General features: G+C 38.4%; 29 protein-coding genes. 10 read left to right on the top strand and 19 right to left on the bottom strand.

The genetic code is table 11. The annotated features are described in order from the left end of the window. Positions 1–17: 17 nt before the first annotated feature. From HNQ85_RS10795 to HNQ85_RS10785, 3 genes are all read right to left on the bottom strand, one after another. Positions 18–353, bottom strand: a complete 336-nt coding sequence (locus tag HNQ85_RS10795) for an antibiotic biosynthesis monooxygenase family protein (RefSeq protein ID WP_181537735.1) — start codon at positions 351–353, stop codon at positions 18–20. A 383-nt stretch (positions 354–736) separates the two neighbouring features. Then, positions 737–2,155 (bottom strand): SpoVR family protein, encoded by a 1,419-nt coding sequence (locus tag HNQ85_RS10790; protein WP_181537734.1) that lies wholly within the window; start codon positions 2,153–2,155, stop codon positions 737–739. Positions 2,156–2,412: 257 nt separating this feature from the next. After that, the gene (locus HNQ85_RS10785; RefSeq protein ID WP_181537733.1) at positions 2,413–2,868 is read right to left on the bottom strand and encodes an SRPBCC family protein; all 456 of its coding nucleotides are present in this window, start codon (positions 2,866–2,868) and stop codon (positions 2,413–2,415) included. A 456-nt stretch (positions 2,869–3,324) separates the two neighbouring features. On the opposite strand from HNQ85_RS10785, the gene HNQ85_RS10780 reads away from it, so the two are divergent. Both HNQ85_RS10780 and HNQ85_RS10775 read left to right on the top strand, forming a co-directional pair. Further along, on the top strand, positions 3,325–3,519 hold the full coding sequence (locus tag HNQ85_RS10780; RefSeq protein ID WP_181537732.1) for a hypothetical protein: 195 nt from the start codon (positions 3,325–3,327) through the stop codon (positions 3,517–3,519). Positions 3,520–3,884: 365 nt separating this feature from the next. After that, positions 3,885–4,139, top strand: coding sequence for a YhdB family protein (locus HNQ85_RS10775; RefSeq protein ID WP_181537731.1), 255 nt, complete (start codon positions 3,885–3,887; stop codon positions 4,137–4,139). 85 nt (positions 4,140–4,224) lie between these two features. On the opposite strand, the gene HNQ85_RS10770 is transcribed toward HNQ85_RS10775, so the two are convergent. The 7 genes from HNQ85_RS10770 to HNQ85_RS10740 all read right to left on the bottom strand — a co-directional run bounded on the left by HNQ85_RS10770 (position 4,225) and on the right by HNQ85_RS10740 (position 10,349). Continuing rightward, entirely contained in the window at positions 4,225–4,542 is a 318-nt protein-coding gene (locus HNQ85_RS10770) for a hypothetical protein (protein ID WP_181537730.1), read from the bottom strand. Beyond that, entirely contained in the window at positions 4,535–5,065 is a 531-nt protein-coding gene (locus HNQ85_RS10765) for an NADPH-dependent FMN reductase (RefSeq protein WP_181537729.1), read from the bottom strand. The genes HNQ85_RS10770 and HNQ85_RS10765 overlap by 8 nt, the downstream gene beginning before the upstream one ends. A gap of 113 nt (positions 5,066–5,178) precedes the next feature. Next, positions 5,179–5,817 (bottom strand): response regulator, encoded by a 639-nt coding sequence (locus HNQ85_RS10760; protein ID WP_181537728.1) that lies wholly within the window; start codon positions 5,815–5,817, stop codon positions 5,179–5,181. Then, positions 5,814–6,944: a GAF domain-containing sensor histidine kinase gene (locus tag HNQ85_RS10755; RefSeq protein WP_181537727.1), complete on the bottom strand. Its 1,131-nt coding sequence runs from the start codon at positions 6,942–6,944 to the stop codon at positions 5,814–5,816. The genes HNQ85_RS10760 and HNQ85_RS10755 overlap by 4 nt, the downstream gene beginning before the upstream one ends. A 165-nt stretch (positions 6,945–7,109) precedes the next feature. Further along, a complete protein-coding gene (locus HNQ85_RS10750; RefSeq protein WP_181537726.1) occupies positions 7,110–7,832 on the bottom strand; it encodes an SDR family oxidoreductase in 723 nt (240 codons plus the stop codon). 107 nt (positions 7,833–7,939) lie between these two features. Next, entirely contained in the window at positions 7,940–9,691 is a 1,752-nt protein-coding gene (locus tag HNQ85_RS10745; protein ID WP_181537725.1) for a phospho-sugar mutase, read from the bottom strand. A 217-nt stretch (positions 9,692–9,908) separates the two neighbouring features. After that, positions 9,909–10,349, bottom strand: coding sequence for a CBS domain-containing protein (locus HNQ85_RS10740; protein WP_181537962.1), 441 nt, complete (start codon positions 10,347–10,349; stop codon positions 9,909–9,911). Positions 10,350–10,666: 317 nt separating this feature from the next. Between HNQ85_RS10740 and HNQ85_RS10735 the strand changes: the two genes are divergently transcribed. Together HNQ85_RS10735 and HNQ85_RS10730 are read left to right on the top strand one after the other, a co-directional pair. Further along, on the top strand, positions 10,667–11,101 hold the full coding sequence (locus HNQ85_RS10735; protein ID WP_181537961.1) for a disulfide formation protein C: 435 nt from the start codon (positions 10,667–10,669) through the stop codon (positions 11,099–11,101). A 1-nt stretch (position 11,102) separates the two neighbouring features. Beyond that, complete coding sequence (locus HNQ85_RS10730) at positions 11,103–11,567, top strand: thioredoxin family protein (RefSeq protein ID WP_181537724.1); 465 nt, start codon at positions 11,103–11,105, stop codon at positions 11,565–11,567. A gap of 118 nt (positions 11,568–11,685) precedes the next feature. Here the strand turns inward: HNQ85_RS10730 and HNQ85_RS10725 are convergent, their stop codons facing one another. Then, entirely contained in the window at positions 11,686–12,084 is a 399-nt protein-coding gene (locus HNQ85_RS10725; protein ID WP_181537723.1) for a YhcU family protein, read from the bottom strand. A 161-nt stretch (positions 12,085–12,245) separates the two neighbouring features. Between HNQ85_RS10725 and HNQ85_RS10720 the strand changes: the two genes are divergently transcribed. Next, positions 12,246–13,166 (top strand): RluA family pseudouridine synthase, encoded by a 921-nt coding sequence (locus HNQ85_RS10720; RefSeq protein WP_181537722.1) that lies wholly within the window; start codon positions 12,246–12,248, stop codon positions 13,164–13,166. 33 nt (positions 13,167–13,199) lie between these two features. Here the strand turns inward: HNQ85_RS10720 and HNQ85_RS10715 are convergent, their stop codons facing one another. The 6 genes from HNQ85_RS10715 to HNQ85_RS10690 all read right to left on the bottom strand — a co-directional run bounded on the left by HNQ85_RS10715 (position 13,200) and on the right by HNQ85_RS10690 (position 19,815). Further along, positions 13,200–14,528, bottom strand: coding sequence for a hemolysin family protein (locus HNQ85_RS10715; protein WP_409994129.1), 1,329 nt, complete (start codon positions 14,526–14,528; stop codon positions 13,200–13,202). A gap of 83 nt (positions 14,529–14,611) precedes the next feature. After that, on the bottom strand, positions 14,612–15,298 hold the full coding sequence (locus HNQ85_RS10710; protein ID WP_181537720.1) for a zinc metallopeptidase: 687 nt from the start codon (positions 15,296–15,298) through the stop codon (positions 14,612–14,614). 464 nt (positions 15,299–15,762) lie between these two features. Continuing rightward, positions 15,763–16,590 (bottom strand): aldo/keto reductase, encoded by an 828-nt coding sequence (locus HNQ85_RS10705; protein ID WP_181537719.1) that lies wholly within the window; start codon positions 16,588–16,590, stop codon positions 15,763–15,765. A gap of 184 nt (positions 16,591–16,774) precedes the next feature. Continuing rightward, positions 16,775–17,389 carry an NAD(P)H:quinone oxidoreductase gene (gene wrbA, locus HNQ85_RS10700; RefSeq protein ID WP_181537718.1) on the bottom strand — a complete coding sequence of 205 codons (615 nt, stop codon included), beginning with the start codon at positions 17,387–17,389 and terminating at the stop codon, positions 16,775–16,777. Between the two features lie 51 nt (positions 17,390–17,440). Beyond that, positions 17,441–18,145 (bottom strand): pirin family protein, encoded by a 705-nt coding sequence (locus tag HNQ85_RS10695; RefSeq protein ID WP_181537717.1) that lies wholly within the window; start codon positions 18,143–18,145, stop codon positions 17,441–17,443. 404 nt (positions 18,146–18,549) lie between these two features. After that, a complete protein-coding gene (locus HNQ85_RS10690) occupies positions 18,550–19,815 on the bottom strand; it encodes a dicarboxylate/amino acid:cation symporter (RefSeq protein ID WP_181537716.1) in 1,266 nt (421 codons plus the stop codon). Positions 19,816–19,926: 111 nt separating this feature from the next. On the opposite strand from HNQ85_RS10690, the gene HNQ85_RS10685 reads away from it, so the two are divergent. Then, complete coding sequence (locus tag HNQ85_RS10685; RefSeq protein WP_181537715.1) at positions 19,927–20,091, top strand: hypothetical protein; 165 nt, start codon at positions 19,927–19,929, stop codon at positions 20,089–20,091. Between the two features lie 167 nt (positions 20,092–20,258). Here HNQ85_RS10685 and HNQ85_RS10680 read toward each other — a convergent pair whose 3' ends face one another. Next, on the bottom strand, positions 20,259–21,305 hold the full coding sequence (locus tag HNQ85_RS10680; protein ID WP_181537714.1) for a TRAP transporter substrate-binding protein: 1,047 nt from the start codon (positions 21,303–21,305) through the stop codon (positions 20,259–20,261). Positions 21,306–21,524: 219 nt separating this feature from the next. Here HNQ85_RS10680 and HNQ85_RS10675 point away from each other — a divergent pair, with 219 nt between their 5' ends. After that, complete coding sequence (locus HNQ85_RS10675) at positions 21,525–23,102, top strand: ATP-binding protein (protein WP_181537713.1); 1,578 nt, start codon at positions 21,525–21,527, stop codon at positions 23,100–23,102. A 17-nt stretch (positions 23,103–23,119) separates the two neighbouring features. Next, positions 23,120–23,800, top strand: coding sequence for a response regulator (locus HNQ85_RS10670; protein ID WP_181537712.1), 681 nt, complete (start codon positions 23,120–23,122; stop codon positions 23,798–23,800). A 105-nt stretch (positions 23,801–23,905) separates the two neighbouring features. Here HNQ85_RS10670 and HNQ85_RS10665 read toward each other — a convergent pair whose 3' ends face one another. Beyond that, the gene (locus tag HNQ85_RS10665; RefSeq protein ID WP_181537711.1) at positions 23,906–24,883 is read right to left on the bottom strand and encodes a substrate-binding domain-containing protein; all 978 of its coding nucleotides are present in this window, start codon (positions 24,881–24,883) and stop codon (positions 23,906–23,908) included. A gap of 89 nt (positions 24,884–24,972) precedes the next feature. On the opposite strand from HNQ85_RS10665, the gene HNQ85_RS17845 reads away from it, so the two are divergent. Together HNQ85_RS17845 and HNQ85_RS10660 are read left to right on the top strand one after the other, a co-directional pair. Continuing rightward, positions 24,973–25,107: a hypothetical protein gene (locus HNQ85_RS17845; RefSeq protein WP_281363458.1), complete on the top strand. Its 135-nt coding sequence runs from the start codon at positions 24,973–24,975 to the stop codon at positions 25,105–25,107. Positions 25,108–25,342: 235 nt separating this feature from the next. Then, positions 25,343–26,053: a hypothetical protein gene (locus HNQ85_RS10660; RefSeq protein WP_181537710.1), complete on the top strand. Its 711-nt coding sequence runs from the start codon at positions 25,343–25,345 to the stop codon at positions 26,051–26,053. Positions 26,054–26,181: the final 128 nt, after the last annotated feature.

Here is a 26,181-nt window from a genome sequence, read left to right as displayed (position 1 = left end):
ATAAATATTAATGGTTCTTAGCTTTCACTATCAAAAAAGTAATCTCTTTCTACTTTACAAATTCTTGTTGCAAATCTTTTGTACCATTCTCTTTTCCCTCTATCCTGCGCCACTTTATGTCGCAAGTTTTCTTTCCAATTCTTTATCGCCTCAAGTGATTCCCAATAAGAAACCGTTATTCCGAACCCATCTTGATTTCTAACGCTTTCCACCCCTAAAAATCCCGGCTGCTGAGAAGCTAATTGAACCATTTCTTCGGCCATTTCACCATAACCATTGTCTCCTTCTGTTCTTTCCGAAGTAAAAATAACTGCATAATATGGCGGCTTCGGTGTTTTGGAAATTCCGCTCATTGTAAAAATTCCCTCCCTCGCTTAAAGATGAACTCAATTTAGACCATCAAATTCAATAAACATGAATGTCTCTTACTTCAATAAGAAAAGCATTACTCCTGCTTATTGAAGTAATGCTTCCGTTCGTCGAACAACCATACCAATTATTCCATTTAGTCTTTTCATAAAGATTATTGCTTACAGAATTTATTTAAAAGGGATTAAAAAGTATCCATAACCTCACTAAAAGCCCAAACAGAAAGAAGAACGATGCAAAAAGCTCATACAAAATTCATTTAGCCTCTTCTTCTTTTAATGGATATAGCTTCTGCTCTTGTTTCGTTTAAACTTGAATCAAACAAAAAACGAGACTGACACTTAGTAGTGTCAGCCCTTTTCTCCAATTATATAAACTTCCGATGCACCGCTTTTCCATCATATGTGAACATCACCGGGCGGTTTTCCACCACCGTTTCTATATGCACCGCTCTGCCCCATAGCTGATGAAGATATGGAAGCACTTTTTCCAAGTATTTAAGATCTAATTCAATACCTTCGTACCAATGTTTCAAGTATAGTTCACCGTTTCGCATGTAATCTCCGTCATTGACGGTGATGTACGGGAATCCGCCATTCACGCGCATGTTCACTAATTGGTCGCGGATATTTTCCCAGCTCTTGTCGACGATTTTGTAGTCTTTTCCTTGTTTTTGGAACAAGTACATGTCTTCACGCATAACCAGTTCTTTGGTTAAATAGTTGCGCAAGAAGGAAATATCGGAATCAAGTTCGCGCACTTCAAAAATTTTCTCTCGCCCTGAGCCTGGTTTCACACCGAGTTTTTTCATTTCTTCCGTTGGATTGTTCCAGCGTTCTTCGATGTCTTCAAAGATTTTTAGTCCTAAATAATATGGATTAATGCTTGTTCGTGATGGCTGAATAACTCCGGCGTTTAACTTCGCGAACTCAATTGCCTCGTCGGTTGTTAAATCCATCTCGCGCAAGATGCGTTGGTGCCAGTAAGATGCCCAGCCTTCGTTCATGATTTTCGTTTCAAGCTGCGGCCAGAAATAAAGCATTTCTTCCCGCATCATCGTGAGAATATCACGCTGCCACTCTTCAAGTTCACGGCTATATTCCTCAATAAAGAGAAGGATGTCTTTTTCCGGCTGCGGTGGAAATTTCTTTTTCTTCTTTCTCTGTGGAGGGGCAGGTTTCTTTTTTTCATCGAGTGACCATAAATCATCATATGGGGTTGGTTTTGGTGTCTCTTCCTCCTCGTATATTTCCGTATCTTCTAATGTCCATGAAAGCTTCGGACGAAGGAGAGAAGGATCAATATGTTCTTGGATCGCTAACACCGCATCTAAAAACTTTTCCACTTCTTGTTTGCCGTATTGATGCTCATAATGCTTAATTCGTTCCGCGGTTGCTGCCATGCTTTCAACCATATCACGCTTCGTGTTGCTGAAGCGAACGTTATTTTTGAAAAAGTCGCTATGGGCTAATACGTGGGCAACAATCAATTTGTTTTGAATGAGGGTATTCGTATCAAGCAAAAACGCATAACAAGGGTCCGAGTTAATCACTAGCTCATAAATTTTACTTAATCCTAAATCATAATGAAGCTTCATTTTGTAAAACTGCTTTCCAAAACTCCAATGGGAAAACCGCGTCGGCATCCCGTATGCTCCAAATGTATAAATGATGTCAGCAGGACATATTTCATAACGCATCGGATAAAAATCCAATCCAAAGCCTTCCGCGATTTCCGTAATCTCCGCAATCGCATACTCAAGTGCTTTTTGATCCTCTGGTTTCATCCACATCTCCCCCCTTTTTCCTCTTATCACAATGTATGAAAAAGATGGGGAAATGATGAAGGTTGTTTAACCATGAACGATGATTTATGTTAGTCAAAAAGTGTTGATGTTCCTCACCAACACTTTTTTTGTTCCATATATTTTTGGTTTTGTCGTATAAAACGGCTGAAGGGGAAGAATATAAAAAATACCAATTCGGCTCGCAGGGAGTCCAAATCAGTATTAAAACTTATACAAATAACCCGTCCCGTAGTCGTTTATTTCACCAGCTGGCCTTCTGCCACTTTTTTCACTCGTTCCACAAAGTCAATAACTACTTTTTCCGTTGCGAAAAGAAGGAATAATTTCGTGTACCATTTCAGCGGTTCATTCGTTACGGTGTACGTGAACTCAGTTCGATTTTCATCTTTTTTCTCCAGTTCATAACAAGCGGTAATATCGAACATATTCCCTAAGTTGAATCCGACCTTTAATTTTTTGTAAGCTGAGTTGTCAGCGTACTCTAACGTTTTCACATCGTATTCTATCACGCGCTTACCTTCACGATACTTTTGACGATACACACTGCCGACTACTTCTTCCGTTTCATGAACGGGAGTATGTTCTACCACTTGTGGCATTATTTTTTGCATGTTTTCTAATGATCCGTCAAATAGCTCCCACACCGCTTCAATCGGTGCGTTAATCTCGATCGATTTTGTCCACTTTTTCATCACAATGACCTCCTTATTATACGAATTGCACCTTTGCTAAATATGTCCTTTTTAATCAAAAAAGACCTCTTCATCAAAATGACGAAATGCTAGCGGGAAAATTCCGTCTTTCTAACGGTAAAATTTATATTCTACTCAACAACGAACATATGTTCTTGATGATTTTACCATATTTTTTTATACAAGAAAACAGAAAACATTCATTTCTTATTCGATCCGCTTACTCGCTTTTGCTCATGGAAATGGAGCTTTCACAGTAATTCACCATAAAATGGAAGGTCAGTTCAGCCGTAGAATCCCTTTGGAACCTTCTCCTCTACCTTTCACTTAGAAAAGGAAGACTTATAAAAAATATTAAATTGACACAAAGATTTTATGGAATTTTATGTTAATATATTGACATAAAAAATGCGTTCGGGTTGTCCATGAGGAACGATGATTAAGGGGGGAATCATTTTGGATTTATTTTTCTTTTTCAATGTGATTAAAAACATTATTTCCTCTTTCTTTCAAAACGGGATATGGGTGGTAGGCTTCTTTTATTTGTTAAACAAAACATTTGCAAGTAAACAACTATTGCAGCTATCAAAAGTAGTTACAATAGTAGCTTTGGCGTTCTTATTCCTCCATGCCGTATTTGTAAGTATTTAGCTTATTAAGCTAACGGAAGCGCTTGTTAAGCTAAAAGCACAAAAACGGTTTTGTCGCATTTTTATACAAATATGTAATATGCTCTATCTTCTGCCATAAAGCTGCTCACTAAAAAATTTGTGGATTTAGTTGCGCTCGTTGTTCTTGGCTACACATTGAACCATCCGAATGAAAAAGTATTTCGCGTATTGTTAGTGTGTATGTCATCCTCTGCTTTATACACATATCCATCCGATAATTTTAGCCAATCCAACACAGCTCTCTGTTTCGCCCCGCTTACCAATTCACACAACATTTACAGCGAAAAAAACACCAAACTCATCACACACTAAACATATCTCCTCATTATAAGGGGGCTTTCGAGTTTGAATACACTGGATTATGATAAAGCGTTATATTATACACATCGTTCCCAATGGGATAATTTGCTTATTTTAATGGTGCGCACAAAGGATGACTTACTTTCGAAAAAAATTGAGCATTTTCTTCATGCCTATAACTTTGAACATGATTATTCTGTCATCCAAAAGCACTTAACTGCTTTGCTTCGCTATATTGATCACGCACTAGAAACAAATGGACAAAATGTACTCCACGAACAGTACGTCAATTTTTACTAAATGAAAAGAGGCAGACTCAGATGAGACAAATCCCTTCATTGAATATGATAACCATTCGAGGGAGAAATCATCATGAGTCAGTCTCTTACATAGCTTGTGAAATATCCGTTTCCTCTTTTTTCACTGTTTTTATTAACCCCATACCGTTAATTAATGAAACAGATAATACTGCACCTAAAATAGCATACGGCATCATTACACTTTCCAATGAGACAGCACCCGTGAAAACGGATAACAACAAAATACGAATCATCAAACCAACCGCACGGAACAAGCTGTCGACACGGCCGATTTTATCATTCGGAATGCATTCCATCATTAATGAACTGCGTGCGACTCTCGTTCCTGCATTTCCAGCAGCAAGCAATTTATATAAGCGGCTATCACGATAAAGACTATTCATCTTGCACCTTCAACAGTTCAAACGCTTTCATATAGCGCTTTAACTCTGAAATAACTCCTTCTACTTGCTGCGCCGCTGTTTCTGTTAATGCGCCGCCCGAAAAGCAAGATGGATCTAAGACAAGCTGTCTTGGAATCGCGTTTGCATAAACACCTCGCATCACGATGCGCATGTTATTTAGCGCGTTCATTCCACCTTTGCCGCCTCCACCTACAGCAATAAGCGCGACAGGTTTATGTTCAAATTCGTCACTTCCTAGAAAATCCAGGGCATTTTTCAACGCTCCGCTCATCGCATTATGATATTCAGGGGAGCAGAGAATAACACCATCCGCTTTTTGAATCGTTTCTCGCAGCTGTTTTACCGATTGTAAAAGGTCTTGGCCGGCTTCACCATTATACAAAGGCAATACTCCCTCACTTAAATCGATTAATTTGGCACCGTATTGTGAAGCAATATATCTCGCAACAATACCTGTTCTTCCCGATTTTCGTGGACTTCCATTTACTACAACCATCTTCATTTGAATCTCTCCTTCATTGTTTTCCTATTTCTAATTGTAGACAATACTCATCTCGCGCAAATCGTCGAATCGAGTGAACTTTTTCTACGAAAATAGCCGAAGGCACAATACGACTAAAGTCCGAGATGTTTCACCGCATAAAGAGCTGCTTGGGTGCGGTCAGCTACGTTTAATTTTGCTAAAATATTGGATACATGTGTTTTCACCGTTTTTTCCGTAATCATTAACGATGCAGCAATTTCCTTATTGCTTTTACCTTTTGCAATTTCCGCCAACACTTCTTTTTCGCGCTTCGTTAATTCTTCCAATAAATTCTCTTCTTTTTTCTCTCCTTGAGACAAATGGGCCATCACATGGGAAGTCACTTTAGGATGAAGCTGGCTTTCTCCTCTATAGACAGATTTAATCGCTTCGACAAGCTGATCTGGTTCAATATCTTTTAATTGATATCCTGATGCACCGGCACGAATGGCAGGAATAACATGATCTTGATCAGAAAAACTTGTCAAAATCAGTATTTTTGTCAGAGGAAACAGCTCTTTTATTTTTTTTGTCGCTTCAATCCCGTCCATCACCGGCATCACTAAGTCCATAAGAACCACATCAGGTTGAAGTTTCTCAACGAGTGTTAATGCCTCTTCGCCATTTGCTGCCTCACCAACAATTTCAATCTCTTTTTGTGTTTTTAGAAAAAAGACTAAACCTCTGCGAACGACATGATGATCATCAGCAATTAACACTTTAATCGTCATTTTGCTCTCTCTCCTTTCAATGGAATCATCATTTGAACAGTCGTTCCTTTACCGATTGCGCTTTTTATATGAAAAGTACCATTCATCGCTTCGATTCGTTCTTTCATACTTTTTAGACCAAGGGACGGCATTTCTTCATCGCTGTAGTTAAAACCGCATCCCTTATCTGTAATTTCCATTTTAATTTGCTTATTTTTAACAGTAATAAAAATGGATACAGTTGAAACGTCTGCATGTTTTTTGCAGTTATTGAGTGCTTCTTGACCAACACGCCATAAGCATTCTTCTACATCACTTGGTAAATCAATGACACCATGAATGTCCATCTCTACGTTTAGACCAAGCATTTTTCCATAATTCATTAACGCACTGGCCACCCCATTTTCCAAACCTTGCGGGCGAAGCTGCCAAATTAATGATCGCATCTCTTGAAGCGCTTCTTGTGCTAATTGTTGAATATAGTCTAGTGTCTTTTTCATCCGTCCATCGGTCGTCATTTCCTTCGCTCCACCAGCTGTGAGCATGAGCGAAAAAAGCAATTGGTTCACGGAATCATGCAAGTCACGCGCCAAACGATTCCTTTCCGCTAAAAGTGCTAATTTTTGTTCGTTTTCGACGAGCTTAATCCGCTTTATTGCCGTCCCAATTTGAAACGCTACTGCTTCAAGTAAAGCCAGTTCCTCATTTGTAAAATGGGTTTTGTTCGGTGAAGCAACATTTAATAACCCAAACTTTTCATCACCAGCGCGTAAAGGAACGGTCGCATGATGAGTAATTCCTTTCGTATCCCCCCATTTTTCTTCTATTGCATCTTCTAAACGCTTGCATTCAATAATATTTGCCGCCCTTTGCAACCGTCCATCGTTATAGCGGTCTAAACACCAACAATCTCCTTCGCACATCGGCTGTTTATTTTCCCATGTAAGAGCAGGAGGAAGTTCACAATCAGCAACAAGAGAATAAGATCCCTTTTTGTCAACCAAAAAAATCCAGCCACATTCTAATTCGGTTACATGGATTAATTGTTTTAACACGGCATCTAGCATTTCCTCTAAATCGTTCGCTTCGTTTAACGTTTCAGCAATTGCTTTTAATGTCTGCAGTTTTTGAATATGCTGTTCGCTCATTCTCTCTCACCTTTATTTTTCTATTAAGAATATTCTAATAAAATATTGTATAAAAAAAGAGGCTGACCTATAAGTGCCTGCCCTCACACCAGCTACAATATAGTTTATTTATATTGTGCTGTGAGGGTCTGGCACTTCGCTTAGGATGAGCCCCTTTTGTTTCAATTAGGCAATTGGGTAGTTTTGAATTAATGGATGAAGCACAATTTCATCAATGAGCATATGTTTTGGAGCGCTCGCCATATAAATAACCGCATCGGCGATATCTTCTGCCTTCATCCAATCTTGTTTTTCTGGCAAGCCTTGTACAGAATTAGCAAAATACGTGTCAACCATGCCAGGGTTAATCGTGCCGACTCGAATTCCATACTCTCTTACTTCTTGAGCAAGCGATCCGGAAAAGCCTTGCACCGCATATTTTGTCGCTGTATAAGCGGAACCGTTTGGAATCGTATAACGTCCCACATCAGAAGAAATCGTAATAATCGTTCCAGATTTTCTTGCTTTCATATGCGGTAGCACTGCTTTTGCCCCGATAAAGACGCCTTGCACATTTACTTCAAATACTTTTTTCCACTCATCAACGGTTGTTTCCTCCACTGGTTTAAAAAAGCCGATTCCTGCATTGTTGACAAGGATATCAATTTGTCCGAACTTTTCAAGCGTTTTCGCTACCATATCATTCATTTGTTCTTCATTGGCAACATCGACTTGAAATGTTTCGATATGATGAAATCCTTTTTCTCTTAACTCTTTTCCCGTTTGATGAATCTCTTCGGAACTTCCGATAAGCGCCAGCTTCGTTCCTTGCTCAGCGAATTTCAAGGCGATTGCTTTTCCGATTCCCCGCGAAGCACCGGTAACGATCGCTACTTGATTTTTTAACATTGTAAACATCCTTCCATATGTAATTCTTTTGCAACTATTATATAGTAACCATTTATCCGGCAGCACGCAACTGAACGAAAAAGAAGCAAAAATAACTGATAAGGCACTTACGCCTTACCAGCTGTTTTGTTTAACAAGTTTTGGACTTGTTCCATTACTGCGGAAGAGAGTTGCTGCAATTGTTGTTCACTATCTTCTAAAGAGTTACCCTTCACACCGAAATAAAATTTTACTTTCGGCTCTGTTCCTGAAGGCCTTATGCAAAACCATGAGTCATCTTCTAAGAAATATTTTAATACATTCGATTTAGGCAGTGTAATGATGCTTTTTATTCCTGTATTTGTATCCATGCGTTCGCTTGTTTTGTAATCTTCCTGCACAACGATTTTTTTGCCGGCCATGATCATCGGAGGGTTGTCGCGGAATGCTGCAAGAAGCGCTTGAATTTGTTCTGCGCCTTCCTTCCCCTTCAATGTTAATGATTGCAATCCTTCTCGATAATAACCGTATTTCTCAAATAGCTGCATTAACGCTTGATACAGAGATAACCCCTGCTTTTTATAAAATGCACATACTTCCACTGCTAATAATGCGGCTTGAACGGCATCTTTATCACGGGCAAAGTCACCGATTAAATAACCGTAGCTTTCTTCATAACCAAACTGGAACGTATACTGTCCCGTTTGCTCATATTCCTTAATTTTTTCCCCGATAAATTTAAACCCTGTCAACGTATCAATCGTATCTAAACCAAATGACTCGGCAATAACACGACCGAATTCTGAGGTTACAATCGTTTTTAAGACAACCCCGTTTTTCGGTAATATTCCTTTTTCTTTCTTTTGTGAAAGAATATAATGAAGCAACAATCCTCCCGTTTGGTTTCCAGTTAATACAACATACTCCCCTTGCTCATTTTTTACGGCAATTCCTAGACGATCGGCATCTGGGTCTGTTGCGATTAAAATATCCGCATCAATTTCCTTGCCGGCTTGAATCGCCAATTCAAAAGCAGCATGTTCTTCTGGGTTTGGCGACTTCACTGTGGAAAAGTTCGGATCTGGAAGTTCTTGTTCTTTTACGACTACTATATTTTTGTACCCGAGCGTTTCTAGCCCGCGGCGCACAGGTTTATTCGCTGTACCGTGCAATGGAGTAAAAACGACTTTGACGTCTACTTCCTGCGAAAGCCCCGGATTTAAAGAAATCGTTTTTAGCTTTTCTATGTATGCTTTATCAATTTCATCACCAATAACTTGAATAAGTCCTTTTTCCTTTAAAAGTGCTTCATCTTTCACTTCAATAAGCAGTTCATTTTCCACCTGATTCACATATTCGATTACTTTATCAGCCGCTTTTGGCGGCAGTTGTCCCCCGTCTTCTCCATACACTTTATAACCGTTATATTCAGGAGGATTATGGCTTGCCGTAATCACAATTCCCGAAAAAGCATTTAAATAACGCACGGCAAATGAAAGCTCCGGCGTCGGACGCAATTCGTTAAATACATATGTTTGAATGCCATGTGTCGCTAATGTCTTTGCTGCTTCCATCGCAAATTGTGGTGATTTATGACGGGAATCGTAAGCAATGACAACCCCGCGCTTTTTTGCCTCTTCTCCAAAAGATTGTATGTATCGCGCTAACCCTGCAGATGCTTTGCGCACCGTATATATGTTCATGCGATTTGTTCCCGGACCAATCTCACCGCGCATACCGCCCGTGCCAAACTCTAAATTTTTATAAAAACAATCTTCCAAAAGCTTGGGATCGTCTTTTATTTTCGTTAACATCACTTTCATCTCATCATCTAAATTTTCATATCGTTCCCATAATTCATATGTTTTTCTCCAACTCAATCGAATCCCTCCAAAAATTCAAAACGTTACCTCCTTAACGTTATTCTTCACAGCTATAGTATATTCCTTCAAAAAATTAGAAAAGAGGCTGACCTATAAGTGTCTAACCTCTTACACATTCCACCATATATCTATCATGTACTTTCCAAACATGAATACGGTATGATGGTTATAAGGTCCGACACTTTTTCTTTAGGTCAACCTCTTATCTTAACAGTTAAGATTGCGGACTGGATGGTTCAGATATATTGCTGAGCGCTTGTTCTGCTTGCTGGTCATAAGCGCTATTTGTTGCGATATCACCTAATGCAACAATACCGCGAAGCTGATTATTTTCAACAATTGGTAAACGTCGAATTTGATTTTGCGACATTAACTGAGCCGCTTCTTGAACACTCATATTCGGTTTTCCTGTTACTAAGTTCGTTGACATCACCTGAGAAACAGGAGTTGAAGAATTCAATCCTTGTGCAGTAGAACGTAGCGTGATGTCACGGTCTGTAATGATTCCTTTCACTTGACCGTTTTCAACAACCGGAAGTGCACCAACGTTATGTTGGCTCATTAATTGTGCCGCTTCTTGTATCGTTTGATTGGATGAAATAGTCGCGACATTTGTCGTCATAATATTTTGAACGGTGTTGTTGTTCAATGTGATCCTCTCCTTTCACCGATTATTTTCACCGTTTTTTCGCGGGTTATAGTTAGAAAATAATTCTTATCTTTTGGAATGAATATAAACATCGTCAATACTATCCCCATAAATGTCTGACTTCTCACCTATTCGGCAATACACCGCTTGTTTATCTAAATAATTCGGAAGGTTAACACTTTGCTTTTGGCCCAACTTATTTATCCCTTTCGTTTAAACATTTTAACGTTTCCAAGCTACTGATTAATATTTTACATACAACTGTTGATTAACTATAATGAAACTAGCATTATTTACTAACAATAAGGGGTTTTATATGGATGATGGATAAAAAAGAGAAAACACTGGAAAATTTACTTGTCAGTGCTTGGGGAATATCTCTTATTGCTACATTGGGAAGCCTTTATTTCTCAGAAATCATGAAATTTATTCCATGCGAACTTTGCTGGTTTCAGCGTATTTTTATGTACCCACAAGTCATTATTCTAGGAATGGCAGTGATTCGTAAAGAATACGACATTGCCCGCTACAGCTTAGTCCTGTCGATCATTGGTGGGGCGATTTCCACGTATCATTATTTAATTCAAAAAGTACCATTTTTCCAAGATAATGCGATTTCATGCGGAATTGTTCCATGCACAGGACAATATATCAATTGGCTTGGTTTTATTACGATTCCGTTTCTTGCGTTAATCGCCTTCATACTCATTGCTGTGTTAAGTAGCATGATGATTCGGAAAATGAAAGAAGGGAACTAAAATGAAAAAAATCGTTATTTTCGGAGCGATTATTTTAGCACTATTCGCTGCTATTGCATTTACGACATCTTACCAGCAGCAACAAAAAGCAGAAGGAAACCCATTTAAAAAAGAAAAGCTTCATCCGGCTACAATTGAACAGCTTGATGATCCGAACTATCAAAACATCATTTTGCCGGACGAATTAGAGAAGAAGCTTAAAAATAAAGAAACCGTTACCGTCTATTTTTACAGTTCAACTTGCCCTCATTGCAAAAAAACAACACCAATCGTTGTTCCGTTGGCAAAAGAAATGGGAATTGATTTAAAAATGTTCAATCTTCTCGAATTTGAAGATGGTTGGGATAAGTACAAAATTGAAGGAACACCAACGATTGTTCATTACGTTAACGGAAAAGAAGTCAAACGAATTGATGGCTATCGAGAGGAAGCAGTATTTCGCGACTGGTTTCAATCTATTCAATAACAAAGTGGCTGACCCGTAAGTGTCTGCATTGTTATGTCCTATATATGATGGATGTGGAAGCTGACACTTTGCTTTTGGGTCAGCCTCTTTTTCAATTAGCCTACTTCATATGTAACTTTTAAATAAGCCATTGATTCGCAGGCTGCGAATATATACTTAATACTTCTTTACGCCCGTTTGCAAATTGGTCGATTAAAAATGGAAATGAGATACCATATCTCCCAAGCAAGCGAATATTTCTCTGAAAAAGCTTGCGATGGTGTTCACCGATATAATTAGGTTCTAACGCTTCAATAATTGCTATTAATGATTGAAGTGATGAGATAATTTGAAATGCTTCCTTCATTGTACCGTTATAGCTGATGTGTTCACTATGTAAAGAAAGGACTCCTAAATTTTCAAACTCCATAATTTTTTCATCATCGAAGTAGTGCGGGAAAATATTACTGTAAATATAGTTAATTAAACAGTTAATATACTTCTCCTGTTCCTTCGTTGCCGCATAAACAATTTTCAATTTCCATACCACCTTTTCCACACTGCACTTCTCCACATGATATTATGAGTGTAGCATAATTTTTTTATGTGTGGCTGTGGTAAGTGTTTCCGCGTTTTCGACAATCTGCCTATTTTGCGCTATACTTTAACATCATAACATGATGAAGGTGATTTTCATTGATGACAATAAGAAAAGGGGAATGGCTTGAATTTTCAATTCCTTCAGACTGGGACGGGCATACTGTAGAGTTTCTTTTGAAAGAAGTTTGGAAAGCCCCCAAAAAACTAATTCATCAATTGAGGATGGATAAAGGAATCAAAATAAATAGACAGGAAATAAAATGGACAGAGCGACTTCATACAAACGATCGTCTACAAATTTGGCTATACAAGCCCGAGCCGTTTGGAGCAGAACCAGCATATGGAGAACTAGATGTTTTATTTGAAGATGACCATCTGTTAATCATTAACAAACGGGCTGGGATTGATGTTCATCCGACAAAGCCCGGACAAAATGATACGTTAGCTAATGCGGTTGCTTTTCATCTCCAATCCCAAGGGATTTTTATAAAAGTGCGTCACATTCATCGTTTAGATCGTGATACTACAGGCGCAATTTTGTTTGCCAAACATGCATTAGCTGGAGCAATAATGGATAGGATGCTCGAACAAAGAAAGATAAAAAGAACATACGTAGCCCTTGTCCATGGCATTGTGAGCAAAAAAACAGGAACTATCGACGCTCCTATTGGTCGCGACCGTCATCATTCAACAAGACGAAGAGTTTCAAAAACAGGAGAAAGAGCTGTTACTCATTATCGTGTGCTCGAAGTGTTCCCGAGCAAGAAACTTTCTCTTGTTCAGCTCATCCTTGACACCGGACGCACTCATCAAATTCGCGTTCATATGAGTTATATCGGTCATCCACTCGTTGGAGACGTACTTTATGGTGGCTCTGATCATTTTGCATCTAGACAGGCACTTCATGCAGCGAAAATCGAATTTCTTCACCCTATTACAAACGAGACCATCTCGTGCATTGCGCCATTTCAAGATGATGCCTTTACTAAACATATTGATTTATATTCTTATTTTTCATAATAAGTGAAAAAGCGCAGATACTCTCTGCGCTTTTTAATAATGCATTCCAGCTATTTCGCTATTTTCATCGTTTGGTTCATGATTCTCTATAACAGGCAACCTCGTTACTTCTAATGTTTTAACATGATGGCCATCCATTTCGAGTACTTTGAACGAATAATGATCCACTTGTACGCTGTCCCCGACTTTAATGTCATAGTGCTCTGTTAAAATCCAACCGCCAATGGTATCTACATCGGTATCATCAATAGATAAGCCAAACAAATCATTCACTTCACTAATAAGCACTTTTCCATCGATAATCGTATGCTCGTCATCAATTTTTTGAATCATTGGCATTTCATCGATGTCAAATTCATCTTGAATTTCACCGACAATCTCTTCTAAAATATCTTCTACTGTTACCAATCCTGATGTTCCGCCATATTCGTCAACGAGAATAGCCATATGAATGCGTTCCTTTTGCATTTTTACTAATAAATCATGAATGGCAATTGATTCAATTACTTGAATGATTGGACGAATATAGTCTCTTATTGACTTTTCCTCAGAAGGATTGGTTACTAAGTCAGTAAATACTTCCTTTATATTAATCAAACCGATAACGTGGTCTTTATCGCCATCAATCACTGGATAACGCGTATATTTTTCTTGTTTAATAATTTCGAGATTTTCTTTTACCGTTTGATTAATATCCAAAGCAACAATTTCCTTTCGCGGAACCATAATCTCTTTAGCAACGCGATCATCAAAGCGGAAAATATTGTTTACATATTTATATTCAGATTGATTAATTTCACCGCTCTTATAGCTTTCCGATAAAATCAAGCGCAATTCTTCTTCCGAATGGGCGATTTCATGTTCGGATGCCGGCTTCAATCCAAACAAACTAGTTACGATTCTCGCTGAATTATTTAACGCCCATATAAAGGGATACATGATTTTGTAAAACCAGATAAGAGGCTTAGCTGTAAACAGCGTAATCGCTTCGGCTTTTTGAATCGCCAATGTCTTTGGTGCCAATTCCCCAACAACGACATGCAAAAACGTAATGCTTGCAAAAGCGATAACAAAAGATAAAAGATGGGAAAGTGATTCAGATAGATGAAATTCCTCAAACAGCGGAAATAAGAGACGTTCGACAGTCGGTTCTCCTAACCAACCTAAACCTAACGAGGTAATCGTAATTCCTAACTGGTTTGCTGATAAATATTCATCAAGATTCGAGATGACTTTTTTCGCTGCTACCGCCCGCTTATCTCCCTCGCTAATAAGCTGATCGATTCGCGAACTGCGCACCTTTACAATGGCAAACTCCGAAGCAACGAAAAAGCCGGTTAATGCAATTAATAAAGCAACCATGAATAAATTAAATATCTCCAATTAGCTTCCGCACACGTCAAAACGCGTGCGGACTACACCTCCTAAGAGTATGTTTCTTATTCTTATTCTTCTTCGTTTCCTTGCGTAAAAATAAAGACGAATTTTAGCAACTCAAGCACAGAAATTAAAGCTGCGGCTACATACGTTAACGCTGCCGCTCCAAGCACTTTATTAACACCACGTTCCTCACTGCTATGAATCAACCCTTCTGCGAGCATAAACTTCTTCGCCCGGGAACTTGCGTTAAACTCAACTGGAAGCGTAATCAACTGAAACGCCACCGCAAATGAGAAAAAGATAATGCCAAGACCTAACAATGAGAATTGCTTAAAGATAAATCCAGCAAATAATAAAAATGGCGCAACCCCTGATGTGAAATTGACAATCGGAAACATGCGATGACGCAATACTAACGCTCCGTATGATTGCTTGTGCTGCACAGCATGACCAACTTCATGAGCAGCTACGGAAATCGAAGCAATAGAACGACCGTAGTAAACAGGTTCTGATAAGCGAACCGTTCTCGAAATTGGATCATAATGGTCAGTCAGTTTTCCCGGAACTAACTCGACTGGCACATGATGTAAACCGTTTCGATCTAAAATCATCCGTGCCACTTCTGCTCCAGTCATTCCGGAAGAAGCTGGGACTTTTGACCATTCATTAAAATTCCCTGATACTCTAAATTGCGCCCATAGAGAAATCCCAAAGGCAATCAAAATCAGGAAATCCATCGGATGAAAAAACATTTATAACCCTCCGTCAATACCGTATAACATACTTAAAAAAATATGTTTATACTGAGATTATTTTACTTTACAGGTGTGAAAGACGTCAAACACAACGCCTTATGTATAAACGTATGATCTTTTATTAGTATATAAAATATCACTGCACCTACAACTTCCAAATTTTATTTAGATAAAGTGAAATTTCATCATTGTAGGGGTTTTTCATCCCCCACTGATGTTAGTTGAACTTATCGTACTTCTAGCCCCATCTGTAGAGGTGAGAGTTTTAAGGACGATTAGAACGGGATAAAACGAATTCTGTCCTTATTATCTATCTAAAAAATAAAGCATATTTCTGCACAACAAAAGAAACTGGCGCAAAAATACGTCAGTTCCTTTTTGCCACGCATATAGCGTCACTCTTAATAAGAATCTCTCCCCCTTACACTTCGTTTAGAGGAAGGAGACTTTCCGGAAAAATGTTAAAAATCAAAGTTATCGGGATCTGAGCCAATTCGTTTATTCATATTTAAAGCATCGATTTTTTCCATTTCTTCTGGTGTTAATTCAAAATCAAAAACATCGGCATTTTCTTTAATCCGTTGGGGAGTAATTGATTTCGGAATCGTTACTACTTCATTTTGCAAATCCCAGCGTAAAATGACTTGTGCCGGAGATTTCCCATATTTTTTGCTAATCTCTAAAAGAGTTGGATCATCAAACAAGCCTCCGCGCATCAGAGGTGACCATGCTTCAAGCTGAATATGATGCTGTTTACAAAAAGCATGAAGCTCTTTTTGTGTTAAGCGAGGATGATATTCTACCTGGTTGACCATCGGCTTTATTTCACATTCGGCCATTAAATCTTCTAGATGATGAATTTGGAAATTGCTTACGCCAATGGCCCGAACAAAGCCGTCTTTATAAAGCTTTTCAAGCGCCTTATACGTTTCTTTATATTTTCCTCTTACTGGCCAATGTACCAAATATAAATCAATATAATCCATCCCTAATTTTTTTAAGCTTGTTTCAAACGCTTTTAATGTCGTTTCATAACCTTGATCAGAATTCCAAACCTTTGTCGTAACAAATATTTGTTCCCGTGGCACACCTGATTCTTTAATTGCCTGGCCGACTCCTTCTTCATTGTCATAAAACGCTGCTGTATCAACATGACGATATCCGGCTTCAAGTGCTGTTTTTACCGCATTAATAACTTCATCCCCATTTTTTACTTTGTAAACACCTAACCCAAGCCAGGGCATTTTAACACCATTATGTAAAATTGCGCAATCTTGTATACTTTTCATTCGAGCACTCCTTTCCAAAATTGTACAATTCTATTATCTTTGCATTCGTATCAAAATGCAAAAAAGAGAGGCTGACCTAAAAACAAGTGTCAGCCCCCTCAACATAACACTGAATAAAAACACTATATATTATGAGTTACGCGTGAGGTCAGATACTGATGGGTCAGCCCCTTCTGCAACTCGATTATTGCGCCAAGCCGGCTTTTACCCATTGTGCTACTTGAACAGTACGTTTTGCTTGGTGCTTCACCGCTGCTTCTGCATCCTCGATCATGTTTCCATTTTGATCAACCGTTACACTAGTGCCATAAGGATTTCCACCTGCTGCAAAAATAGACGGATCTGTGTATCCAGGTGCAACTACAATCGCTCCCCAATGATACATTGTTGTATATAGTTGTAAAATTGTTTGTTCTTGACCGCCATGTGCGTTGCTTGCCGAAGCCATTGCGCTTACAACTTTATTGGCAAGTTTTCCTTGGAACCATAATCCGCCTGTTGTATCTAAAAATTGCTTCAATTGTGATGGAACATTACCAAAACGTGTTGGTACACTGAAAATAATGGCATCTGCCCATTCTAAATCATTGTGCGTTACTGTTGGAACGTCCTTTGTCGCTTCTACATGAGCTTTCCATGCTGGGTTTGACTCAATTGCTTCCTGCGGAGCAAGCTCAGGAACTTTTAATACTCTTACTTCTGCCCCCGCTTCTTTCGCTGCTTCTTCAGCCCATTTTGCCATTTTATAGTTTGTTCCTGTTGAGCTGTAATAAATAATTGCTAAGTTTACATTTGCCATCATCATTCTCTCCTTTAGTTTTCATTTTATATAGAACTCAGCGATTGCCGATTATGGCAAATCGATGAGCATAAACCGTGAACTTGAATCTGTTGAGAGTGTTAATTTATGAAGCTGAGTAATGCGAGCGGAATCACGCTTATTTAATATAGTCTCCCCATTTATTACTAATCTTCCCTCAATAACAAAAAGGAATATGCGACGTCCTTCTTCCTGTGTGAATTCGATTTCTTTGTCAGCTTCTAAATCGGAAAGATAAATCGTCAAATCTTGATGAATATGAGCGATTTGTTCTGAGTCAGGATTTTTTGTCACAACAGGCAATAGCTGATTTTTCAACTTAGCAATGTCGAAATTCGTTTGTTCATAAGATGGAGTTAACCCGCTCTTCTCTGGCAAAAACCATAGCTGCAAGAAATTAACATCTTCTGTCGCTGAAGGATTAACTTCGGAGTGAATAATTCCTGTTCCTGCCGACATTCGTTGAACACCGCCAAGCGTTGTAACAGCTTTATTTCCTAGACTATCTTCATGCTGCAAATAGCCACTAAGAACAATCGAAACAATTTCCATTTCTTGATGCGGATGCGCTCCAAATCCGCGCAGCGGTTTTACGACATCATCATTCAATACACGCAAAGGACCAAAGTTCATGTTGCTAGGGTCGAAATATTCGGCAAACGAAAAACTGAAATAGCTTTTTAACCATCCATGATCAGCATGATAGCGCTCGTTAGCTGGATATATTTCAATCATCCTTCTTCTTCCTTTCATCTAAAAAATGAATGTAAACAAAAACAGATAAAAAATTTATCACCTTCACTCTTTCATAACATAAATTATGATTTCGTAAATCTCTAAATCGAGATATAAAACCAAAAAATTTTACTCAATAAATCTCGACTTCGAGATTTATTATATATAAAGATCGATAAAAATGTCAACATTTAACTTTCAAATAATAAAACCTCGCTTTTTGAGCGAGGTTAAACAAAGAAATTCCCTTTTTCTTCCGTCGAATGGCCTAAGTATAAGCAGCTACACTATCTAATTTGACAATATGAGTCAGTTTCTCTTTTTTAACATTTTTCCGAGAAGTCTCCCACTTCTAAACAGAGAAGAGGCGGGAGAGATTCATTGCCTAATAAGTCTATTGGCATTTATTTGGCAAGTGTGATATTCGAATCTTGCAGTGTCATTTCGGTTGAAGGATGAAATTCATTTTCCATTTTTGAAACGACCACTGTTGCAACTCCATTTCCGATTAAGTTTGTAATGGCGCGTGCTTCTGACATAAAACGGTCAACACCAAGAAGCAGCGCGATTCCCTCCACTGGAATCATTGGGAATGCAGCTAGTGTAGCCGCTAATGTAATAAACCCCGAACCGGTTACCCCTGCTGCTCCTTTAGACGTTAACATTAACACTCCAAGAAGGGTAAGTTCTTGCCAAATCGTTAAATCAATTCCGTATGCTTGCGCGATAAACACGGCTGCCATTGAAAGATAAATAGATGTTCCGTCAAGGTTAAATGAGTATCCTGTCGGAATAACAAGGCCGACAACGGATTTGGAACATCCGTATTTCTCTAATCTCTCCATCATTTTTGGCAAAGCCGACTCTGATGAAGATGTTCCTAACACAAGTAAAATCTCCTCTTTTATATAAGCGATGAACTTGAAAATATTAAACCCATAAAATTTTGCGATTGTCCCTAACACAACAACAATGAATAAAAACATCGTAATATAAACAGAAGCCATTAATTTTCCTAGCGACACTAAAGAACCTAAACCAAATGTTCCAATCGTATAAGCCATTGCACCAAAAGCAGCAATTGGTGATACTTTCATGACCATATTAACGATACCGAAGAAAATATCGGCCAAACGTTCAAATAGTGTAACGACGGGTTTGGCTTTATCTCTTAATGCTGCTGTCGCCAATCCGAACAGAACAGCAAAGAATAAAATCGGCAGCAACTCTCCTTTTGCCATCGCTGCAACAACATTATCTGGAATAATACCAAGTAGAAATTCAATAGCACCATGGTTTGCTGCTTCTGCTTGTTTTGTATATTGAGAAATGTCGCCACCTTTGACTGCTTCCGTATTAAATCCTACCCCCGGTTTGACGAGATTAACAACAATAATCCCAATCGCTAAAGCAAATGTTGTTACAATTTCAAAATAAATCAGTGCTTTGCCACCAATTCGACCAACCTTTTTCAAATCGCCCATGCTGCCAATACCAATGACAACAGTAAAGAATATAATCGGTGCAATCACCATTTTAATTAATTTAATAAACGCATCGGCAAGTACCTTGAGCTTGGTCCCAAACTCAGGAAATAAAAAACCAACCACAATACCTAAAATGATTCCAATAATTACGCGTACCGTTAAATTTTTAAAATTGATCCGCATTTCTCCCTCTCCTTTCTGTTGTTCTTGATAACGCTTTCAAAAACCCCTTTTGTAAATTTTATGTTAATAGAACATTAAGAAAATTTTAATATTATGGTGATAATGGTCTTTTTGTTCATTTTGATCAATAGAAAAGAGGAAGCACCGCGCTTAGCTCTCGAAGCCAAATGTTCTTCACCCGTACAAGTGCTTGCACTTCAAGGGGGAAGGTTATTTGGCAGAAGAGAGCTAGGTGCTGAAGCTAGACAAATAAGAAAAGCAGAGGCGAGCGGTTAGCTCCGTAGGGCAAATGTTCTTCGACCGCAGAGGTGCTTGCACTTCAAGGGGGAAGGTTATTTGGAGCAAGAGAGCTAGGCGCTGGAGCTAGACAATCAAGAAAAGCGGAAGCGCCGAGATCGTCTCTCGAGGATGAGTAACATAAAATAAAAAAGCCAATGGTTCCTTTAGCCTCTATCATTTTGAATTCGCTGCAACAGCTTTCTGCCAAACTTTTTTTCAAACTCCTTATATAATGGCGCAAACTTTTCTTTCCATTCCTTTCGCTCTTTATCAGTTAATTCGTAAATTTGTATGTTGCTATTATTTTTCATCTCTATTAACTGTTGCTCATTCTGCAGTTTTGATTGCTTTAAATTCCAAAGCGTTGTCTCTTCAAGAGCTGCAACAATTTGTTTTCGAACATCTATAGGTAAACTTTCCCAAAATTTTCCGTTCATTAATACGACATAACCGAGATAACCATGATTACTAACTGTTATATAAGGATGAAATTGATAAAACCCCTTTGAATAAATATTCGAAATCGTATTTTCTTGACCGTCAAATTCTTGTTTTTCTAGCGACTGATACACATGATTAAAAGAAACAACAATCGGCTCTGTCCCCAGCAAGCGAAACTGATCTTCAATCACTTTACTTGGCATGATACGAAACCGCAGTCCTTTGAAATCTTTCGGTTCAATAAGCAAATATCGGTTGCTCGTCATCTGTTTAAATCCATTGCTCCAAAACGCCAATCCTTTAATCCCTTTTTTCTCTAACATCGCTAATAGTTGTTTGCCAACTTCCCCCGTAAACACCCTCTCAACATCATGATAGTCCTCGAAAATAAACGGCAAATCGAGAACTTGCCATTCGGGAATTAATTCCGTCACTTTCGAAAAGGAAGGAGCAATCATTTGCACATCTCCGCGCATAAGCGCATCGATTTCCTCTTCATCAGAATATAAGGATCCATTCGAAAATACTTCCACTTTGACGCGGCCATTTGTTTTTTCATCAACGAGCTCGGCAAATTTTTGTGCTGCCAATCCTTTCGGTGTATTTTCCGCCACAACATGGCTGAAAGAAATGACAATTTGTTTGTTCAATCCCTTTTGTTCATCATCATAAACCATATTCTCTTCAGAAAAATGTCGCTTCATCATAAAAATCACACTACCGATCAATACAAGGAGTAAAACTATTATAATCAGCCATCGTTTCTCCATTTTTCACACACCGCTTATTTCTAGATTTTAAGAAAATTCTATCACATTACAAGAGAAATGATAAAATAGATGTTGAACACTCCCATCACTTAAAATTAAAGCGATTTCATCATTATTTCAATGAAGTCTTTCGCTTCACTGAGTATAGGGAGTCTTCCCGCCTATTTAAGATAAAACGAAAACATCTATCCTGAACAAGCAAAAGAGGTATTTATATTCATGCGATGGTTATCGATTCGTTGGAAAATTACTGCACTGATTTTCTTTATTGTTAGTTTTTCCTTGCTACTTGGCGGCATGATTGTTGTAGCAAATTTCATTCATACAAAAGAAGAAGAGTTAAGGCAACGCGCTTTATTGACAGCGCGTACCGTTTCTGAACTTCCGGAAATTAAACATAAAATCGTTGGAACAAAAAGCGAGCGAGACACGATTAATGCCATCATCGATCGTCTTCGTGTCATTCATGGAGCGGATTATATCATCGTTCTTGATATGAATAAAATCCGTCTTTCTCATCCTGTCAAAGAAATGATTGGTCGTAAATCGAAAGGAACAGACGAAGGTCCTGCATTCGCCGAGCACACATACACATCGAAAGCTTGGGGAGAAATTGGAACGGTTATTCGTGCTTTTGTCCCGATCATGAATAGCGATCATAAGCAAATCGGCGTTGTGATCGCGGCATATAAACTACCAAGCTTTATCGAAGTAATTCTCTCCTTGAAAATCGAAATTTTTGTAACTGCCAGTCTTTCATTGTTGTTTGGAGGCTGGGGAGCGTGGTTGCTTGCCTCTCATATTAAACGACAAATGTTTCATCTTGAGCCACATGAAATTGCGAAACTGTTAGTCGAACGGACAGAAACATTTAACGCCATGCATGAAGGAGTGATTGCCATCGACACGGACGAGCGAATCACCATTTTTAACGATAAAGCAAAACAAATGCTTGGAATTAGCGGGGACGTCATTGGCCAACCAATTCGTTCTATCATCCCTGATACTCATTTGCCAGAAATCTTGGAAATCAATCAACCCATTTACAATAAAGAACTGCAAGTTAGAAATTTAAATATTTTAAGCAACCGTATTCCGATTAAAGTAAACAACAAAACCGTTGGTGCCGTAGCCATTTTCCAAGACCAGACTGAAGTGAAAAGACTAGCGGAAGAGTTAACGGGAGTAAAGGCGTTCGTTAGCGCCCTTCGCGTACAAAACCATGAATATATGAATAAATTGCATACCATCGCTGGCCTTATCCAACTCGGACATAAAGAAAAAGCGCTGGAATATGTATTCAAAGTGACAGAAGAACAAGAAGAAATGACGCGGTTTTTAAGTAAAAATATTAAAGATGAAAGCATTTCCGGTCTTCTTTTAAGCAAAATTAGCCGCGGCAAAGAATTAGGGGTTCATGTGACAATCGACCGCCATAGCCAATTAAAAAAATTTCCAAAACATCTAGACCATCACGATTTCGTTGTTATTCTTGGAAATCTCATTGAGAATGCGTTCGACTCCTTTCAAAACGTTGTTGAACAAAAGAAAGAAGTATACATCAGCATTGAACAAAATGATGAAATTCTTTCCCTCTCCGTTGAAGATAATGGCTGCGGTATTGATGAACAACATAAAGAACGTATTTTTGATGAAGGTTTTTCGACGAAAGGAACAAATGAGCGCGGGATTGGCTTATATTTAGTGAAACAAATTGTTGAAAAAGGAAAAGGCCAGATTCACGTTGAGTCTGAGAAAGGAAAAGGAACGATTTTTACGATTACATTTGAGATGTAAGGAAGGGAGGCTAGCTGATGTATAAAGTGTTGTTAATAGAAGATGATCCGATGGTACAAGAAGTCAACCGCCAATTTATTGAAAAAGTGAATAGATTTACTGTCATCGGAACAGCGGGAAACGGTATAGAAGGAATAGAAATGATTAGAGAACTTCAGCCCGATTTAGTTATTGTCGATATTTACATGCCTCACCAAGACGGACTTGAAACGTTACAACAAATTCGTACGGAAGGACATACCGTCGATGTCATTGCGATTACGGCAGCAAGCGATATGGAAACAGTACGACGCGTTTTACAAAACGGTGCTTTTGACTATATTATGAAACCGTTTAAATTCGAAAGACTGAGACAATCTCTCGAAAATTACCATTCTTTCTATAGCAAGCTGAAAGAAAAAGAGAAACTGACACAAAAAGAATTGGATACCCTTTTGCTGCCAAGGGGAACGGAAGAGCACGGCGCACTGCCAAAAGGTTTAAATCACATCACCTTGCAAAACATTCTTGACTATCTTCAAAAACAAACCGAACCAATATCAGCGGAAGAAGTCGCAGAAGGAGTGGGCATCGCCCGAGTAACCGCACGCCGCTACTTAGAATACTTAGAGAAATGCCAAAAAGTCAAAATGCACATTCAATACGGTGGTGTAGGAAGACCTGTAAATCGCTATATCATTACGAAAAACGCCAATTGATAAAAAACCCATCCACAAGCAATTATAGCCTAATAAAAGGAGCATGATTGTCTATGCTCCTTTTAATGATCAATGATTTTCACAATGATTTTAATACGCCGGAACCTAAACCGTTAATCGCTCGACTAAATGTACACTTAACTCTTCCGTTTTTTTTGTCATTTCTCCGCTTTCGAGGTGATTGTATATCATGCGGAATGCTCTTTTTCCCATCAGTGAAAGCGGAAGTTCAATTGTCGTTATATGTAATGCTTCCGAAATGGGATGATTATCAAAACTTAATATGGCAAGCTCCTCAGGTATTTTCATTCCTTTATGCTGCGCAAACGTCACAATGCCTGCCGCTACCTGATCACTCGACACTAATAAGGCTGTTGGTCTTTCTTTCATCGTTAACAAGGAAGTTACAACTCTTTTTCCGTCTTCTATATAAAGACAGTGATCAAATATCCATTCTGGTCGAGGAGATTCATTAATTTGTTTTAAAGCCTCATAATAGGCATCTTCACGAGCTTTACTATTCGTCCCTGTTGTTCTGCCAATGCAATAGCCAATTTTCCGATGTCCTTTTTCAATTAAATAATTCATTCCCAGCTTAAAAGCTTGATAATGGTTAATATATACGGACAGCATATCCTTTCCTTTTACATTTTCACATAAAACAATCGGACCGTAGTCTTTGTATGCTTCTATCCATTCCCAATGAATGGTTCGCGAACAAATAATGATGCCGTCAACTTGTTTCATTTTCAACATCTCAAGCGCTTCTATTTCTTTGTTTGCTTCATAGCTCGTTTGAAATAATAAGAGATGATAGCCACATTGAAGCGCTTCCATTGAGATTCCTTCTACGATCGTGCTGAAATACGGGTGATTAACATATGGCAGCACGACACCGATTATAGACGTTTTTCCTTTTGCAAGATGTACCGCATTGATATTTTTTGTGTAATTTAACTTTTCAACGGCCTCCCATACCGCTTTCCGTTTTTCCTCTTTTACATATGGGTGATTATTTAACACGCGCGATACAGTTGACACAGATACTCCCGCTAACTTCGCAATTTCCCGGATATTTCCCACTTTCATCACCTTTTAGGTATTTTAGGTATTGCATTGAAATGCGTTTCATACATTATAGTTTCCATAAACTATACAAAGGAGGAGTCAAGATGCTTGGAATGTTTGTTTACCTTCTTTTATGCCTTATAGTGTGGGGCGGAGCACACATAGCTATAAAAACTAGTGTACAATCAGAAAAAGAATATTATAACGAAAATGATCCTTTTAAAATTTTCTTCATGTAAAGCTAAAATTCCTAGTTACTTATTCTTTCAGTCTAACAAACAATGATTTCTTTATGTAGTCGCTAATATTTATTGTGAAAAGATGATATTCAATTATTTATTTCCCCCGTTTATACTTTTCTGGTAATATTTTAGCAGATAAAACGTTAAACTTTTTATCATTGTAACGTTTCAACCGATATTTCGACTAATTTTATAGTAGTGTATGTAATATCCTAAAGGAGGAAATTCTTCTATGAAAAACATATGGACAACTTTAGCTTTATTCGTATTGGGCCTTTCGCTCATTTCTGGATGCGGAACAACAGAAAATACTGAACAGGTAAATGGAAGTCAGCCGTCTGAAAGTCAAAACGATAATGAAACCACGAGCGACAGCAAACCTGTAGAAGAGACGAAAAATGAAGATGATCAACCAACAAATGATAACAAACCTGCGGAAGATTCAAAAAACGGAAATAATCAAGATGAACAAGTTATTCGCCTTTTGGAAAAACGACTATCTTATACAATAGATGGAAAAACACATGAAGAAACCGCTTTTCTTAAAAACAGCGATAATCAAGGATTTTCTATGTATGCATTTGAAGGTTGGGAACTCGACGGGGAGGAACCGAATTCAGATGTTCTCTTAAAAGATGACTCTTTTGTAAGAATTCGTTTAATTAATCCAGAAGGAGCCGAAAACGACTATGCCAAATCAGTAGAAGAACAAGCAAAAGCGGTCTCTTCCGAAGCACATCGTAACGAAACAGCAGGACTTAATGGGATATTAAAAGACGCGGTTTGGTGGAAAGCGTACACGGAAGACACAGCCGTCAATGTCCTTTGGATAAAAGAAAAAACACCAATGCTTTTAACTATCCATACGCCGCGTGATCAAGAAGTACTTGAACCGATTTTCGCAATGCTTGAAACGATTGAGAGAACCACGACTTCCAAATAATCCGGACGAGCCAACAGTAACATGTCCATCTACGGAAACGATGAAGAAAAAATAAAAAAGCACAACCAACACGTTTGATATAAGCAACATCAACCATTCAGCTTATACTTGCTGCCAAACTATCAATC

The organism is [Anoxybacillus] calidus (assembly GCF_013760845.1).
GTDB classification, from domain to species: Bacteria; Bacillota; Bacilli; order Bacillales; family Anoxybacillaceae; genus Paranoxybacillus; species Paranoxybacillus calidus.
Note: the sequence above shows the minus strand (reverse complement) of the source record. Positions and strands in the feature narration are given on the sequence as shown.